This is a genomic window from Novosphingobium sp. BL-S-34 (assembly GCF_056857015.1).
Map to the genome: position 1 here is coordinate 403,475 of NZ_JBXEPV010000003.1, position 16,389 is coordinate 419,863.

Annotated in this window: 14 protein-coding genes and 2 pseudogenes; 5 read left to right on the forward strand and 11 right to left on the reverse strand. The window is 60.6% G+C overall.

From position 1 onward, the window contains the following. Window positions 1–6: 6 nt before the first annotated feature. Window positions 7–558, forward strand: a complete 552-nt coding sequence (locus AC1VV3_RS24660; RefSeq protein ID WP_482963641.1) for a DNA-3-methyladenine glycosylase I — start codon at window positions 7–9, stop codon at window positions 556–558. A 13-nt stretch (window positions 559–571) separates the two neighbouring features. Here the strand turns inward: AC1VV3_RS24660 and AC1VV3_RS24665 are convergent, their stop codons facing one another. The 8 genes and pseudogenes from AC1VV3_RS24665 to AC1VV3_RS24700 form a co-directional block, all read right to left on the reverse strand. Further along, window positions 572–1,003 carry a nuclear transport factor 2 family protein gene (locus tag AC1VV3_RS24665; RefSeq protein WP_482963642.1) on the reverse strand — a complete coding sequence of 144 codons (432 nt, stop codon included), beginning with the start codon at window positions 1,001–1,003 and terminating at the stop codon, window positions 572–574. A gap of 68 nt (window positions 1,004–1,071) precedes the next feature. Then, window positions 1,072–1,548 (reverse strand): nuclear transport factor 2 family protein, encoded by a 477-nt coding sequence (locus tag AC1VV3_RS24670; RefSeq protein WP_482963643.1) that lies wholly within the window; start codon window positions 1,546–1,548, stop codon window positions 1,072–1,074. 112 nt (window positions 1,549–1,660) lie between these two features. Continuing rightward, a complete protein-coding gene (locus AC1VV3_RS24675; RefSeq protein WP_482963644.1) occupies window positions 1,661–2,575 on the reverse strand; it encodes a LysR family transcriptional regulator in 915 nt (304 codons plus the stop codon). 279 nt (window positions 2,576–2,854) lie between these two features. Beyond that, complete coding sequence (locus AC1VV3_RS24680) at window positions 2,855–3,157, reverse strand: type II toxin-antitoxin system RelE/ParE family toxin (protein ID WP_132270567.1); 303 nt, start codon at window positions 3,155–3,157, stop codon at window positions 2,855–2,857. A gap of 2 nt (window positions 3,158–3,159) precedes the next feature. After that, complete coding sequence (locus tag AC1VV3_RS24685; RefSeq protein ID WP_482963645.1) at window positions 3,160–3,405, reverse strand: type II toxin-antitoxin system ParD family antitoxin; 246 nt, start codon at window positions 3,403–3,405, stop codon at window positions 3,160–3,162. Between the two features lie 327 nt (window positions 3,406–3,732). After that, window positions 3,733–3,837: pseudogene (locus AC1VV3_RS24690) on the reverse strand (IS110 family transposase); the annotation flags it as partial. Between the two features lie 53 nt (window positions 3,838–3,890). Beyond that, entirely contained in the window at window positions 3,891–4,274 is a 384-nt protein-coding gene (locus AC1VV3_RS24695) for a response regulator (protein WP_243654516.1), read from the reverse strand. Between the two features lie 140 nt (window positions 4,275–4,414). Continuing rightward, entirely contained in the window at window positions 4,415–6,769 is a 2,355-nt protein-coding gene (locus tag AC1VV3_RS24700) for a PAS domain-containing protein (RefSeq protein WP_482963646.1), read from the reverse strand. Between the two features lie 647 nt (window positions 6,770–7,416). Between AC1VV3_RS24700 and AC1VV3_RS24705 the strand changes: the two genes are divergently transcribed. Both AC1VV3_RS24705 and AC1VV3_RS24710 read left to right on the forward strand, forming a co-directional pair. Further along, window positions 7,417–7,704 (forward strand): hypothetical protein, encoded by a 288-nt coding sequence (locus AC1VV3_RS24705; RefSeq protein ID WP_482963647.1) that lies wholly within the window; start codon window positions 7,417–7,419, stop codon window positions 7,702–7,704. 68 nt (window positions 7,705–7,772) lie between these two features. Then, window positions 7,773–8,553, forward strand: a pseudogene (locus AC1VV3_RS24710) (IS5 family transposase). Window positions 8,554–8,565: 12 nt separating this feature from the next. Here the strand turns inward: AC1VV3_RS24710 and AC1VV3_RS24715 are convergent. After that, window positions 8,566–9,234 (reverse strand): hypothetical protein, encoded by a 669-nt coding sequence (locus tag AC1VV3_RS24715; RefSeq protein WP_482963648.1) that lies wholly within the window; start codon window positions 9,232–9,234, stop codon window positions 8,566–8,568. A gap of 594 nt (window positions 9,235–9,828) precedes the next feature. Between AC1VV3_RS24715 and AC1VV3_RS24720 the strand changes: the two genes are divergently transcribed. Next, window positions 9,829–12,252 (forward strand): TonB-dependent receptor, encoded by a 2,424-nt coding sequence (locus AC1VV3_RS24720; protein ID WP_482963649.1) that lies wholly within the window; start codon window positions 9,829–9,831, stop codon window positions 12,250–12,252. Between the two features lie 9 nt (window positions 12,253–12,261). Here AC1VV3_RS24720 and AC1VV3_RS24725 read toward each other — a convergent pair whose 3' ends face one another. Continuing rightward, window positions 12,262–13,296, reverse strand: coding sequence for a FecR family protein (locus AC1VV3_RS24725; protein WP_132270350.1), 1,035 nt, complete (start codon window positions 13,294–13,296; stop codon window positions 12,262–12,264). Continuing rightward, the gene (locus AC1VV3_RS24730) at window positions 13,293–13,760 is read right to left on the reverse strand and encodes an RNA polymerase sigma factor (RefSeq protein ID WP_482963650.1); all 468 of its coding nucleotides are present in this window, start codon (window positions 13,758–13,760) and stop codon (window positions 13,293–13,295) included. Before AC1VV3_RS24730 ends, AC1VV3_RS24725 begins: the two co-directional genes overlap by 4 nt. Before the next feature lie 229 nt (window positions 13,761–13,989). On the opposite strand from AC1VV3_RS24730, the gene AC1VV3_RS24735 reads away from it, so the two are divergent. Then, the gene (locus AC1VV3_RS24735; RefSeq protein ID WP_482963651.1) at window positions 13,990–16,341 is read left to right on the forward strand and encodes a TonB-dependent receptor; all 2,352 of its coding nucleotides are present in this window, start codon (window positions 13,990–13,992) and stop codon (window positions 16,339–16,341) included. Window positions 16,342–16,389: the final 48 nt, after the last annotated feature.

A 16,389-nucleotide genomic window follows, 5' to 3' on the forward strand; every position in this document is an offset into this window, starting at 1 on the left:
CAGGCCATGAACGATCGGCATCGCTGCAGTTGGGCGGAATCAAACCCCCTGATGCAGCACTACCACGACACCGAATGGGGCGTGCCCGAGCGCGATTCCAGGGCACTGTGGGAAACCCTGATGCTCGAGGGGTTTCAGGCCGGGCTCTCCTGGGAGATCATCCTGCGGAAGCGGGATGCCTTCCGGGAGGCTTTCGCCGGCTTCGATCCGAAGCAGGTCGCCGCGTTCGACGAGAACGACATTGAGCGCCTTATGGCTAATCCCGGCATCGTTCGTGCCCGCGCCAAGATCGAGGCGACGATCCGGGGCGCGCAGATATTCAATGCGATGCAGGACCGCGGCGAGGACTTCGCCGCCTACTGTTGGTCGTTCACATCGGGCCATCCAATCATGGGCGACGTCCATATAGCGCAGACCACGCTATCGGCCGCCATCTCGAAAGACCTGAAAGCGCGCGGGTTCAAGTTCGTCGGCCCGACGATCGTCTATGCCTGGATGCAGGTGGTTGGGATCACCAACGACCATGAGGCATCCTGTTTTCGGCGGCAGGCTGTGTAGAGTTAGGGATGCGTCAGAGCCAGGTTTCTTCGACCCTTATCCGGGTGACCACGCTCTTGCGGATCTTCCATTGCCCGGCGATTTTCACATACTCGTCGTGGTAGTAACCCCACCCCCTGAAGATGCAGTGGGGCGCCAGAAGATAGTCATGGAGCGCCCAAATGCCGGTGGCGGTCGTATCGCTGGTGATCGTGATCTCGGGCAATGAAAGCTGATGGATTGCCTCGATGGCTGAGATCATCTTTTGGGCATTGGCGACGAAGGCATCGGCGCCGCTGACGGCATAATCTGCCGGGGCGTCGGCTGAGGCGCGAGGGGTGCCCTCGACCCTGCAATGGAAGTCATCGCTAAGGCATTTGCGAAATTCGGCCCAATCCTTCGTATCGCCGAAGCGGGCATAACGCGCTTTCAGCATCTGGATTTCCAGAATGTCATTCATCGTCATGCGATCCTTGGCGGCAGCAACAGTAGGAGGTGGACCGCCGCCTGGAGGCGGCGGTCTTTCTCACGCGATCAGATCGAGCCGAGCACGCCGATGTCGCCCGAGCGCCAGACGTTGTCGATCGTCACCCGCTGGATCACCCACAGATCGCCGTCACGGACCAGCTCGACATCGTACCGGTTCTTCATCAGGTAATGTTTCGAGGGATCGCTAGTAGGGACGTGTTGGGCTTCGACCAGCGCGTCCAGACGGGCCTTATCGCCGTCGACGCTCACGCGCGGATTGCTGACGGTGTGCGTGGTGTCGAGACCAGTGAGGGAGGTCGATAGAGCCGTAACGATGGTGTCGCGACCTTCGACAACGGGATATTCAAAGCCCGCCTTGGCAGCGGCAGGCCGAAAATCCGATACCGCATCGGCCGCGAAGGACGAAGCCAGCAAGTTGTTATCCCGTAGATCGATGCCGGCAGCGAAGCGGTACAGTGCTTCGACCACTCCAAGCTTGTCGGCAACGGAGGCAGGAGGTGTATCGGTGTTGAGGTTCGTCATGATCGTACCTTTCTGATCAATCGCATTCGCGAGGTCAGCCCAATCTATGGGTCCACACGTCAATCAGTAGGCAGGCATGGCGACTAGCTACCATTCCTTGAAGGAATGCTTGCTATCGAGGAGCCAGACCGGGATCGGTGGCAAACGTCGCCGCCAGGAAATCCATGAAGACGCGAACGCGCTGGGCCATCTTGCGTCCGCCGGTGCTGACGAGATTGATTGGCACAGCCTCGGGCGTGAACTGCTCAAGGACCTGAACGACCCTGCCGGCGTCGAGGTCGGCGCGAAGGAGCGCCGAGGGGCCATGTAGAATGCCAAGTCCAGCAAGGACTGCCGCTCTCAGATCCTCGCCATCATCAGAGCGTAAAGCGCCGGCGGGCGTGACCGTAAGGGCCGCGCCCTCATTGCTGAATTGCCAATCATGGGTGGCGCCGCCTGTGTGGCCCGCGATTAAGCTGTGCCCGTCAAGGTCGTGGGGGTGATGGGGAACGCCACGAGCAGCGAGATATTCCTCGGTCGCGACGGTCAGCATCTCCATGCTGCCGATCTTGCGCGCGATGAGATTCGATGATTTAAGCGGCCCCACTCGCAAAGCGACGTCAATGCCTTCCTTGACCAGATCGACCGTCCGCTGAGCGACCGAGAACTCAACTTCGATTTCCGGGAATTGCGCAAGGAAATCAGGTAGACGAGGGATGATAAACATCCGTCCCAACGCTGGCGGCGTAGCGACCCGGACCAGCCCTGCCGGACCTGAAATTCCGTTCCGGACGCGGCTTTCGGTTTCTTCCAGGTCGGCGAGCAAACGGACCGCCGAATGATAAAGGTCCAAGCCCGCTGCGGTTGGTTTCAATCCGCGTGAGGTGCGTTCCAGCAGGCGGACGCCAAGGCGGGCCTCCAGCGCCGCTACCTGCTTACTGACCGCAGGCTGGCCCAAGCCGCTTTCTTGGGCCGCGCGGGTGAAGCTTCCGAGCTCAACGATGCGTATGAGAAGCTGTAAGGTTGAGAGGCGATCCATATTCTGCATTCCAAACGGGAATGTTCATCGTGAACGCTGTTGCCTCACCGTGCAACGCGTATCGCCGTATGAAGGTCCGTTGTATGCGATTTCTGGCAACCAGCAGCAACGGCCGCTTTCAGCAATACCTGCTGTTCGCGACCTCGTGCATGGACGGCAAGAGTTGGTCGGTTCCGCTGCAAGCCGGCCTGCCGCCAGAACGGGCGCTCAGGCCCCCTGGCCGCGGCATCGTTAGGAGAAATGCCGCAAAAGGATCTACAGAATGGCGTATGCATTACACAGCCACGGCTAGCCGTCCTCTGTCGGGGATATCCAATCTTCCTGACCATGCCGGACGCGCAGAATGATGACCTCACCCTCATCCCCCACATCATAAATGACCAGGTGGGCCTTGTAGGGATGCACGCGGGCAGGAGGCGAGATTTCCTCTCGCAAGCGCGCGGCATGGGGATAATCAGCGAGAAACGCGAAAATCGCGCTCGGCCCTTCGTGATAGGCTTCGGCCTGCTGCAAGCCAAACTGCCCTATGCCTTCGAGAGAGATGGCTGTCAGATCGTCGGCTGCGGCGCGTGTTAAGCCAAAACGTGGCACGGTCAGGTTTGCAAGCCATCTTGGCTGATCGCTCGCGCCCGGATGTCGGCCATCGTTTCGTCACTCAGACCGCTGGCTCGCGCTTCATCGACAAGGCGCTGCATGGCGGCGACCTTGTCGGCGCGTTCCTGGTCACGGCGGATGAGATCGCGAACATAGTCGCTGGCATTGCTATACCGACCAGTGTCAGCTTGCGCTTCCACCCATTGCTTCAACGGATCGGGCAGTGAGATATTCATTGTAGCCATGGCAACCTCCAAGGCAAGGAAAGCAGCAAAGATTGGCAAAGTTTGTCAATTGATGCTCAGCCATGGTCTGCCCCTCCCGAACAGAGGCCTTTCTGCAGCCGACGCCTTCTACAACCCCTTAGCAATACTTGCGCCAAGTCTTACAAATTTCCCCCGGAGGGATGCAGTCGTTCTTCAGAATGGCCAATTTTGGCCAATTGGAGAATGATCATGGAAATGACTGAAACCGTGAATGCTTCCCCCAAGCGCCCTGTCTGGAATGCAGGGGGCACTTTCGGTGCGAAGCGGGCCCTGAAGCCCAGGCAAATTTGGGAGATCCGTTTTTATGGGGACAGCGAGACAAAAGGTCTTCATAAGGCCGCGGATCTGATTGGATAGCTCAACCATGATCTGTACCAATCGCGTGCGGGCTGCGACCAGCGCGCGCGTCAACGAGCCCGCGTTACGCCCAAGCAATTTGGGGCGAACTTAGGTAAGAAATCCACTCATCTCTTGGCGGGAAGAGCGACGATCGCGCGCACCTCCGACACGAGACGAGTGAGTTCGTAGGGCTTGCTTACAAAACGACCGCCATCCGGAATCTCTTTGCTTGATAAAACAACGTGGCCCGAGGTCACCAACAACCGCACGTCGGGCCAGTGCGCGTGCACGAACGCTGCCAGCTCCAGTCCGTCCATCCTTCCAGGCATTCTGATGTCAGTGAATACGAGTTCGACGTGGTCGGCGGCTTCCATGATCGCTATGGCCTCATCGGCATTCTGCGCTTCAAGAACGTGAAAACCCGCTTCCGTCAGGATATCGGCGCTTATCATTCGGATCAGCGCCTCATCCTCAACAACCAGGATCGTGGGGCCGTTTGTTTCGCTCAAGTGCGCTTCCTTATCGTCCTGAAAGACGTAGCGGCCGGGCGCGGACATAGTTCCACTGCGGTCGCCCTCCCCGTGCGTGCGAGCTACCTTCTCTACCGCTGGTTATTGTTCCGGAAGAATTGCGCGTTCCCAAGCGCGCCTCATACTTCAAGCATCTGCCGCACCTTTGTCGCCAGAGCACCCATGGCGAACGGTTTCGTGATCATCTCCATTCCCGGCTCGAGAAAGCCGGAAGCAAGAGCGGCATTCTCGGCATATCCTGTCATGAACAGCACCTTCAGCCCGGGCCGCAGGACGCGTCCGGCATCGGCCACCTGCCTGCCATTTATGCCGGGCAACCCGATATCGGTTACGAGCAGATCAACGCGCCGCGCGGACTGTAGGATTTCGAAGCCACCGGGCCCATCGATAGCTTCAAGCGTTGCATAGCCCAGTTCATGCAGTTCCTCGATGATCAAGCTGCGGACTACATCATCATCCTCTACTACCAGCACCGCCTCGCCGGATTCGCTTGCCGGTATGTCGCTGGGCAGAACCGAAAGGTCGCACTCTTCATCACCATCTTCACCGCGATACCGTGGGAGATATAACTCGAATCTCGTTCCCTTGCCGATTTCGCTGTGGACCTGCGTATGACCTTTGGATTGCTGCGCGAAGCCATAGATCATCGAAAGGCCGAGGCCAGTCCCCTGTCCGATCGGCTTGGTCGTGAAGAACGGTTCGAATGCCTTCGCGATCGTATCCGCACTCATTCCAGTGCCGGTATCGGTCACGCTGACGCAGATGTATTCCCCGGAAGCGCCGCCCGGGCCACTCGCTTCCTGGGCGTCGCGCTGCCGGTTGGCCGTTTCAACTGTAAGCCTGCCGCCATGGGGCATGGCATCGCGGGCGTTGATCACAAGATTGAGTACCGCGTTTTCCAGCTGGTTAGGATCGCAGCGCGTACGCGACAGACCCTCTGCCAGATCAAGCACCAGGTCGACGCTCTCCCCGATCGTGCGGCGAACCAGATCTTCCATCGACTTAAGCAGCGCATTCACATTTACTGGCCGCGGGTCAAGAGGTTGCCGCCGCGAGAATGCCAGAAGGCGATGGGTAAGCGCAGCCGCCCGGTTTGCTGCAGTCGTCGCTCCACTCACGAAGCGGTCCAGTCCGGCGAACCTTCCTTGTGCGACCCGCTTTTGGATAATCTCCAGGCTGCCAGTGATCCCTTGAAGAAGATTGTTGAAATCGTGAGCGATCCCGCCGGTCAACTGACCGACCGCTTCCATTTTCTGCGATTGACGAAGCTGCTCCTCGACCAGCCGCTGTTTTGTCGTTTCGACGCCGACACCGGTGCGGCGCACCGGCTTGCCCACGTGGTCGAAATACGTATGTCCTCGCGAGAGCACCCAGTGGACCGACCCGTCGCGGTGAACGATCCGATATTCGAGTTCCAGATCTCCAGCGTTGACAAGACCGCCCGCCATCGTGGCGCGAAGCGCAGCCTGGTCGTCTGGATGGACGTGGGCCAGGAAGTCGGCTCGCTTGATGCCGTTTGCACCTTTCACCGGATCGATGTCGTACAGCCGCGAGATGTTGTCGTCGCAGATGAAGCAATCGGTAGCAGCATCGAACGTCCAAACCCCGACACCCCCAACCGCGGACAGGGCCAAGCGCGCGAAATCCATCGAATCCCGCAGCTCGCGGGTCCGCTCCTCCACGCGGTGTTCGAGCTGTTCGTTCAACGATCGCAACATGGCGATAGCCCGATCGCGCTCCGCCTCTATCGCGCGCCGCTCATCCACATTGATTAGCACGCCCGGAAAGCTGCGCGGCGTGCCATCAGGGTCATGGTCCACCCGTCCATTCGCTTCAATCCAGTAGTAGCAGCCATCCGCACGGCGAACGCGGTACTGGTGCGCATAGGCGCCTCCGCGCTCGATGACGTCCTCGATCGCCGCAACAAGGCCATCGCGATCATCGGGATGAACCGTGGCAATCACCTGCTCCAGCGGGATCCCAGTCCTGCCGAGCGCCGGATCCAGGCCGAAACTTTGGGCAAATGCTGGATCAACGGCGAAGCTGTCATTTGGAATATCCCAGACCCACGTACCGATGATTGCCCCGGCGCTGAGGGCAAGCCGAACCCTTTCCGCGTTGGCCCGATCACTATGCTGCGCGGCAATCAAGGCGGTGGTCTCAGAGGCGACGTCAAGAAAGCCGACGATCCGGCCTCTCTCTCGCAGCGGGCTGTACGAAAAGGTCCAATAGGTGTCCTCCACGAAGCCGTTTCGCGTCATGACCAAGTGCATATTTTCCAGATGCACAGTTTCGCCCGACATCGCCCGTTCGATCAATGGCTCGATGTCCTTCCAGACGTCAAACCACACCTGTTCAATGGGCCGACCAAGCGCGCTGGGATGGCGTTCGCCCAGGAACGGTATGTAGGCTTCGTTGTAGACGAACGTCCGCTCGGGTCCCCAAACCGCACACATCCCGAACCCACTGGACATTATGATGTCGTAAGTCGTGCGAAGCTCCGGCGACCACCCTGCCATTGGGCCCAATGGGGTTGTTTCCCACGCGAACTCTTCCAAATCCAAAGACACCATTGCCCCCACACCGCCGCTCCAATCTTGCCGGCAATGCCTAGAACGCAAAGCTGAGAAAATGGTAGCTCGAAATACTCACATTCTTTCGCATCTGCGACATCGCATCGCAGGACCGGCGCGACCCGCCGCCCCATCCCCACCGCTCCTTGTCGGAGGCCGACCTAGCGCGAAGCAACGCTCGCGCACTTCGGACCTGCAAAGACATCATACCAGCATCTCTCTGACGCCACGACGATCACCTCAGGCTCGGTCAGTGGTATGAAAGCTTCGAGAAATCGGCAAACACACGGCGGGCTGTGAAGAAAAGCTGCGCTCGCCGCGCATGGGCGGCATTTGCCTCAGCGCGCAGGGCAGCCGGAATGCTGCATCAGCAAGCCCGCCGGATATGACCGTCACCCTTCCCGACCGAACCCGTTTGAGGTTCGGTCGCTGTCAGGCGATAGAGCGGCGCTCCCACAGGAAGGCGCCTGATTCTTGTGTTAGGTCGTAAACTCATAAAACGAGATGGGCTGTTGCGGACGGCGCGGGCGGCGAGCTAGCTTGGCCCAATGACGACTGACCTTCTTATTGATGGCATGCTTTCGGGTACGGGCGTGCGTGATGCGGTCGCGGGCGGATATGTCGCGCCCGATGCCATAGGCCTGTCTGCACAACTGGCTGCGGATATAGCTGTTAGGCAGCGAAAGTATGAGGAGGCCCATTTTGCAGGGTTTCCCGACAACGACGTGGCCTTATTGGACGACGAAGGCCTTACGCTCTCATCGCGCGTGCGCGGGGAACTTAGCGATAGAAGGATCGGCTACTTCTCGAACGGACGAATGGAGCGGCTGACCTAAGCCAGGTTCGAAATGATTGAGGTTTTGAGGCTGACGTGATCCAGCGTCTCCATTGAGATGGAGGCTTGATGACATGGTGGCGATACGAACTTACCGATAGGGAATGGGCGATCATCGGGCCACTTCTGCCGAACAAACCGCGCGGGGTTCCCCGTGTTGATGATCGGCGGGTATTGAACGGTATTCTCTGGCGGTTCCGCACCGGCTCGCCTCGGGCGGAGATACCCGAGCGCTATGGCCCTCCGACGACCTGCTACGACCGGTTCGTCCGCTGGCGCACGGCCGGGGTGTGGGATCGACTGCTCGCTACGGTTTCCGCCGCCTTTGAGGGTGAAATTGTAATGATCGGCTCCACCTGTGTCCGCGTCCACCAGCATGGTGCGACGGGTAAAAAAGGGGAGCCAGTGATCGCGGCATGGGAGGTTCCCGAGGCGGCTCACGAGCAAGATCCATGCCCTCATTGATGCTGACGGCCGTCCCGTTGCTCTGCGACTGACCGGCGGACAGGTCCACGACAGCCAGGAAGCCGAAGCCCTACTTGAGGCCATGCCTGAAGGCGCTACATTGCTGGCCGATAATGGCTATGACAGCAATGCCATCCGTGAAGCCGCCGCCAGTAAGAACGCTTGGGCAAACATCCCCCCGCGCTCCAATCGCAAGCAACGCTTCCCCTTCTCGGGCTGGGTCTATCGCCAACGCAATCTCGTCGAGCGGTTCTTCAACCGCATCAAGTACTTCCGCGGCAGTGTACGCCGCAACCATTACGACCAATGCGGACGCCGCCGAGATTGTCACATGCATCGCAGTTCTACCACTTCCCTGCCAGAACGTCAGAGCTGCCTACAATAGGCTAGGCCTCGGCTAGTGGACGATGATTGCGGCGAGTACGAACAAGGCGATGCTGCAGAGGGAAGCAACGCAAGCGTCGCCGACGCCGACGAGAAACGGCACGTCCAATTTTCGTGCGAACCAGCGGGCCTGGGTAACGAAATACCATAGGGTACCAGCACCAATCACTCCGGCCGAAATGATACGCGTGCCTGCTAACGGCAGATTCGGTGCCAAAGTGCCTATCCCCAACATCAATGCGAACGGGGACGCCGTGTAGCACTGCGCGTAAAAGGGACGGCGCAGGCTCGCTTGGTTCAAGCGTGTGTGCTGGCGACGCAAGAGGCGGACCGCCATCATTAACGGAAATAGGCTGAACAGCAGCATCCTGAGCGTCAGCAACCCCAGGTCGCTGTCGACCAAAGCCGCCAAGCCGCGCGTGTCAGATAGAATTGGGTTGCGCGCAACCGTTGCAACTTCGAGCCCGTGGGAAATGAGCAACGTCAGAAACAGGAAAAGTGGTGGACGGATCGCGTCGTCATACTGCTCTTCCGGCCGATCAGAGACTTCGCGATCGGCATAGTCCATCATCCTCTGAGGTTGGACGATCGTTCGCCAAAGGGTTATTGGATAGAAAATTAGCCAGCTCATGACGCTGTAGAGGGCTTCATCGAGCGACTCGATGATTTTCATGAAATCCATGCCCATAGCTTCGCGCGTGCGCCTCAGCCTGTCGAGTGGATTACATGAGGACGATCGATCGAAGTCCCCAGCTAGAACAGCTGCAGCCAGCTGGCTTCATGCAGGCCTTAGGCGGATCCTGTGAGATTTAGACGTTTCGCCTGACAGGGAATCGCCGAGATTAGATCGCGCTCTGCCACAAAAGCCGACGGGCCGGAACGGCGCCTCGGAATTTCCAGCGTTAACGGCAGCAATGGGTGGACACAAGCTTGGCTTGGGACAAAGCCACCATTCGTGACTGTGATCGCGAACGACAGTCTTTTCCGAGAGCGATCACTCCACCGGGCGCCAGGCGATTTCTGCCAATGGATTATGCGGTCGGACAAACCATTCAGAAAACTAACGTGAATATTTTCCAGCGGCTTTGGCCTCCCCTTGAAGCAAGACGCTAATCCCGATAGCTTCGCGCCAACAGGGAAATTCATATTTCAGTTACTGGGAAGACATCGATTGCGTGCTTGCATCGCGAAAGCCATCGGTGCGGTCGCAGTTCTTACTTCGTCGAGTGTCGGTGCGCGAACGCAAGCGCCAGAACTGGACGTTCCAGCGCAGCCCTTGTCCAACGCAATCGCCATCCTGGGGCGGCAAGCTGCAGTCGAAGTCTTGCTAAACGCGCCGGGAGCGGAACGGCGGCGCACAAACGCCATACATGGCCGCGTATCGGCGGGTGAAGCGCTGGCCCGGATGATCCAAGGCATGGGGCTGTCCGTCCGCGCCGTGGCACCCGGCGTCTACCTGATCGTCAAAGCCCAGCCAAGCATTCGTAAAACGCTGCGGGTGTCCTCGCTTCCGGTCGAGAATGCACCGGAAATCCTCGTTTCCGCCCGCCGCCGCCCGGAGCGCGATCTTGACGTGCCGCTGCTGGTCAACCACCTCAATCGTACGGCGCTGGAAAGGGGGGCTGTGCGAACGCTGGCCGATTTGGCGCGCATCACCCCCGGTTTCGTCGCCACCGGGCAGACAAGCAGCGCCACCCCGCTTCTGGTGATGCGCGGCCAGCGCCGGTCGATTAGCGACGAAAATCGCCTGCCCCTTGTTGTCTATCAGGACGAAGTGCCCTTGCCCAATCAGGCCGCGCTTTCGCCTTTATTCGATATGGCATCGGCAGAAGTTCTGCGCGGTCCGCAAGGTACTCTATTCGGTCGCAATGCGACAAGCGGTGCAGTCCTGCTGCGATCAGTGCAGCCGGGCTCTGGTGTGCCGTCCTATATCGAGGGTGAGGGGGGAAATTACGGGCTGAACCGGCTGGAAGGCGCCGTTGAAGTGCCTCTCACACAAAGCCTGACCCTGCGCGTTTCCGGCCAGCGGGTTCGGCGGAGTGGCTATACGCGGCTGCATTCCGGTGAGCGCACCGACACTGTCCATAGCGATGCGATGCGGGCCATACTGGGGTTCGATCCCAATGGTCCGTTACGCTCGACGACGACATTAGATCTGTTGAACGCCGATGAGATGGGCGCTGCGCTGATCCTCACCGGGGTCTACAGCGGCGGCAGCGTGCGCAATGCGCAGAACGCGCCTTACTTCGACTGCGGCGCCGGAGCCTGCGACATCGACAGTTACCTCGATTTGCAGAAAACGCTGGCGCGGCGGACGTCGCAGTCTAGCGTATTTCCGCAATTCCAGCGCCGATTCCGAGGCATCGGCAACGTGACGGAATTCGGCGACAGCGATCTTCTGGTCCGCAACATCGTCGGCCTTCGCACGACCCGCGTGAACTATGCCCTTGACGGCGACGGGACACCGCTGCCGATCTACGATTCCGTAATTTCCGCACAATTGCGGCAATGGACCGAAGAACTGCAAGTTCAGGGCCATGCCGGAAAACTGCGCTACATCGCCGGAGTTTTCTATCTGGAAAGCGCGCCGGACGGGCCGGTTGTGCAAAGCGTCTCCCGCTTGACCCGGCCCGACAATCCGCCGTCGCACGCGGTCAGCTACCAGACGTTCCGCAGCGCTGCTTTGTTCGGGCAGCTCACCCTGCCGATAGCGGCACATACCACCGCCGATGTGGGCCTGCGCTACACGGGGGAGCGCAGCAGCGGCTGCGCCTTGCGATCCGCCACCGTTGCGCCGCTGTCCGAACAGGAATGCCTAGCCAACTGGGGCACCAGCGCACAGGCGCGGTCGGGCCGATTAACCTGGACTTTGGCCCTGACCCGCAGGATTGGGGACCATAGCGTCTACCTTACCAGTCGGCGCGCTTTCCGGTCCGGAGGGTACAACACGCCGGCGCTGGGTGGGACGCTGAAGGTTTTTCAGACCTTTAAGCCAGAAACGCTGACGGACTTCGAACTGGGGGCGAAAGGGCGCATCAATGTCGCGGGAATCACCGGTTCTTATGCAGTGTCGGGCTACCTTGGCCTCTATGACGACGTGCAGCGCGCACTGTTTCCCGACGTAAATTTCGATGGCGATCACGATCTGGCGACCGATCCGCTGACTCTTTACATCAATAGCGCTAAGGCCCGGATTGTGGGGCTGGACGTTGATTTTTCACTCGATCTGGGGGCGCGGACTCATCTGACACTGACCGGATCGTGGATCGATCCGCGTTACACCCGGATCGATGCGCCTTCTGTGCTGACCGCATTGCTGGGTGGTGCCCCCTTGAACAACCGGTTTACCTACACGCCGACCTTCAGTGGGGCGCTGGCCCTGTCGCGCGAAATCGCGCTGCCGGGAGCGCTTGGCAACCTGGGGCTAAGCGCCGATTATGCCTACGTCAGCAGCGTCCGTCTGACCGAGCGACCAACCGAAGCCTTTGCCCGCCAATCGGCCTATGGACTGCTGGGCGCCAGCGTGACTTGGCGCAGACCCGGCGGAATTCCGGTCGAGTTCGAGCTTTGGGTCCGCAATCTGACGGACCGCTTCTACGCCAGCGGAGGCGGAACGTTGAACCCGGCCTATACCGCCGCGACGATCATTCCGGGGCCGCCACGCACAATCGGGGTACGTATTCGCTACAATTTCGACTGAAAACGCGATTTACGGCGCCACAAGTTCCGCGCGGGTTGCGCTTTCATTCTCCACGCGCGCCACCCCGGCCAGTTCCAGACTCTGAAGGAATCCGCGTGTCACGCCGATGCGGAACGTGCCGCTGATCGGATGGCTTGCAATCGCCGGACTCGAGACGATGATCTCTTGCGGACTGTAGCGATTGACCTCCGCCACGGCCTGCGCCAGCGGTACGCGGTCGAAGGCGATGACGCCGCTACGCCAGGCAAGCCGCCGCTCCACCTCCGCCGCTGCGGTCCGATAGCTGCGACCGTTCCAGACCAGTTCCTGACCGGGCTGCAGCACCGTCGACTGCGCGGCGCGGCCGTCGGCTGCAGGCATATCAACGCGGACCTGTCCTTCGGCCAGCGTCACATCCACCCGGCCCTCGACTGTGCGAACTGCGAACTGAGTGCCCAGCGCGGTCACCGTAACTCCGCCGGCCGTGACCGTGAATGGCTTGCGTGGGTTTTTAGCGACTTCGAAGAATGCCTCGCCTTCGCGGATCGTGGTGCTGCGGCGCGTGTCGCTTTCCGCCACAGTCAGAGCCGTGGCAGTATTCGCGGTGATCACAGAGCCATCGGTCATGCGGAAGGTGCTCTGCTGCCCTACGCCTGTGGAGATCACACGGCTGTCGGCAACCGCCTGCGCCACTGGAGCGGAGGCTTCGCGGTGCCGCTGGACAGCCACCGCGCCGCTGACCATCGCAAGCGCCAAACAGGCCGCCATTGCCGGACGGACCCATGCCTTGCGGCCACGGCGGTTAGCCAGAGCACGTTCGCGGATCTCAAGAATGCGGGCTTCTGTCCGCATCGCCGCAGAGCCTTCCCAAGTCCGTTCCACGCTGGCCCAGGCGATGCGGTTCGCCTCGTCACGGGCGTGCCAGCTTTCAAAGTCTTCGTAATCTCGTTCCGTCGCACGCGGCGAACGAAAAACGCTGAAATAGGCCGCTGCCGTCGCTTCGGGGGAATCGATCTTTTCCAGCGCATGCGCATCGAAAGGCCGTGGGTCTACCGCCTTGGTCATGGCAGGTCCCTCGCCGCCAGAAAGCGCACCGCCTTCATGATGTGGCGCCCCACCGCGCTGGTCGATATGCCAAGATGCTCCCCGATCGCGTCGTAGGACATTTCCTCGAACCGATGGAGCACGAAAGCATCGCGCGTCATCTCGGGCATTTCCTCAAGGGCGTTGGCCAGCCGCCCCACATCCTCGCGCCCGCGCAGCAAACGCTCCGGCGTCAGTTCGTCGACGGGGTGGAAGGCTTCGGTCATTTCGTGATGGGCGCTGCGATGGCGCACGGTGTCGCGGCGGGCACGATCAGTCAGAACGCTGGCCGCGACCTGAAACAGATAGCCTTCCACATTGGTGATGGGATCGGCCTGTCCACGCACGTGCATCCGCACCAGCACGTCCTGCACGAGATCATCGACATCCCCCGGCTGCGCCCTCTTGGCGATGTACCGGCGCAATGCGGGCACGTGCGCAGACAAGTCCAGAGCATGGGACCGAGCCTGCTCCTGCCTGTTCGGCGATGTCCTGCGCAGCGTAAAAATGAGTTCGGCCTTCCCTGACGAATGCCCGGCCTTCTTAGCCTTGGGCCGCCATCGCCGTCACCCGGAATATTTTTTCGGACGAAACGAATGATCTGCGATCGGCTGCGTCTTGCAGATATCGGCCTGCGATCAGGGACAGGTCGACATAACATGGGGTAACAAAAAAATGACCTGTCGCAGCCTTTCGGCTCTGCTTCTCGCGTCCACCGTTCTCGCCACCGCCACTACCGCCGCTGCCCAATCGGAAGAACAGGCCCCCTCGGCAGTTCAGGCACAATCGCTCGATCAGCCCGGCGGCGACATCGTCGTCACCGCGCGCCGCCGCGAGGAAAGCGCCCAGACCGTTCCTGTGTCGGTCACTGCGTTCAATGCCGAAATGCTGCGCGAGAAGGCCGTCGTCAGCACGCAGGACCTAACCTACACGACGCCGGGCCTCAACGTCGCGCCGCAGACATCGCGCGATACGCCGTCCATCGTCATTCGCGGTCAGCGCCGCGCAACCGCAGGCGCCTCCGCGCCGTCGGTCGTGACCTACTTCGCCGACGTGCCGCTGCCCAACGAAGGCAGCATCGTGCCGACCTTCGACATCAGCTCGATCCAGGTCCTGAAGGGCCCGCAGGGCACTCTGTTCGGCCGCAACACCACCGGCGGCGCGCTGCTGCTCTACCCCGTCGCGCCCAGTCACGATCTGGAAGGCTACGGGCAGGCCACGCTCGGGTCTTACAACGAGACGACGTTCGAGGGGGCGGTGAACCTGCCGATCGTCGCCGACCGCGTGGCACTGCGCGTCGCGGGCCAGATCGCCCGCCGTGACGGCTACACCAAGAACCATGGCACGGGCGGCGACCTCGACGATCGCCACAACGACGCCTTTCGCGCTTCGCTGCTGCTGGAGCTGATCGATGGCCTGAAGAACACAACCGTGTTTGACTGGTATCGTGCGCGTGAAAACGGCACTGGCACCGTGCTCAACGGCGTCTACCCGAACCCCGCCGTCAGTGGCGGCGGCACTGCCCGTACGGCTGCGAACCGTCCTTACTTCGACTGCGGCGTTGCCGGTTGCGACATCGACATCGCCTTAGCCGAGCAACAGGCGGCAGGCGTTCGCGACGTCAGCACCAGCATCGATCCCTATTCGCACCGCACATTCTGGGGCGTTGCCAACACTACCGAACTGGAAGTGGGCAAAGTCACGTTCAAGAACATCTTCGGCTATCGCCGCAGCAAGATTGCGGCGGCTCGCGACATGGATGGGACATACCTGCGCCTTTACGATGGCGTTTCCAATACCGACGTCGAGCAGATTTCCGACGAGTTCCAGATCCTCGGCTCCTTGCTGAACGATCGTCTGGATTGGATCGTCGGCGCTTTCTACCTCAAGAGCGACCCGACCGGGGTGAACGGCAGCGCGACCTATTCGGCCGTGATCCCGGGCAGGACCTTCACCTACAACGAGAACTACAACACATCGACCAGCAAGGCGCTGTTCGGCCAGATCGGCTATGCCTTCGGCGGTTTCGCAGAAGGTCTGCGTTTCAACGGCGGCTTCCGCTACACCTGGGACAAGTCCAGCGGCTGCTCGGTCGCGGCATTGGACACGGCGGATCGCATCGGCCCTGATGCCTGCGCCTCGCGCGGCGGCAAGACCGGTTCCGAGAGCTCCAAGGCACCGACCTGGACCCTGGGCTTCGACTACAAAGTTAACGACGACCTGTTCCTCTACATCACCAACCGTCGCGGCTACCGCTCGGCTGGCTTCAACCAGAGCGGCATGTCGCCCTACTTCGACGGTTTCGAGACGTTCCAGCCCGAGAAGGTCACCGACTACGAGGCGGGCATCAAGAGCAGCTGGGAATTGGGCGGAGTGAAGGGCCGTTTCAACATCGCGGCCTATACCAGCAAGTACAACAACATCCAGCGCTCGATCTTCCCCGGTGCCGACTTCGACGGAGACGGCAATTCCGCCAACGACCCCAGCAGCCTGATCATCAATGCCGCCAAGGCGACGATCAAAGGCACCGAGTTCGACTTTTCGATCACGCCGACGAGCGGTTTCACCCTGTCCGGGTTCGGCGCCTACACCGACGCCAAGTACGACGAGTACGACGCACCGGCCGCTTTCATCCCGTTGCTGGGCACCAACCCGGTCAACAACAAGTTCTCGTACACACCCAAGTGGACGATCGGCGGCGGCGCACGTTACGCGACCTATCTTGGCGACTTCGCGGAAATGGTGTTCAACGCCAACTGGTTCCACAGCACCAAGGTCTGGTACGTGGAGCGTCCGCTGGACACCAACGGCATCCAGAAGGCTTATGACACCGTCAACCTCAAGCTGGACTTCAACAATATCGAGGATCGCGGCATCGACCTCGGATTCTTCGTGCGCAACCTGTTCGACGTCACTTATGCTGCTGCCGGTGGCGTCGTCACGCCTTCGGTGACTTCAACCACGCTCGTCTACAACGAGCCGCGCGTGTTCGGTGCCCAGTTGCGCGTGTCGTTCGGCAAGCGCTGATCCCCTACCCGGCCTACGCGGATCGCCTGAGATCCGCGCAGGCACTCT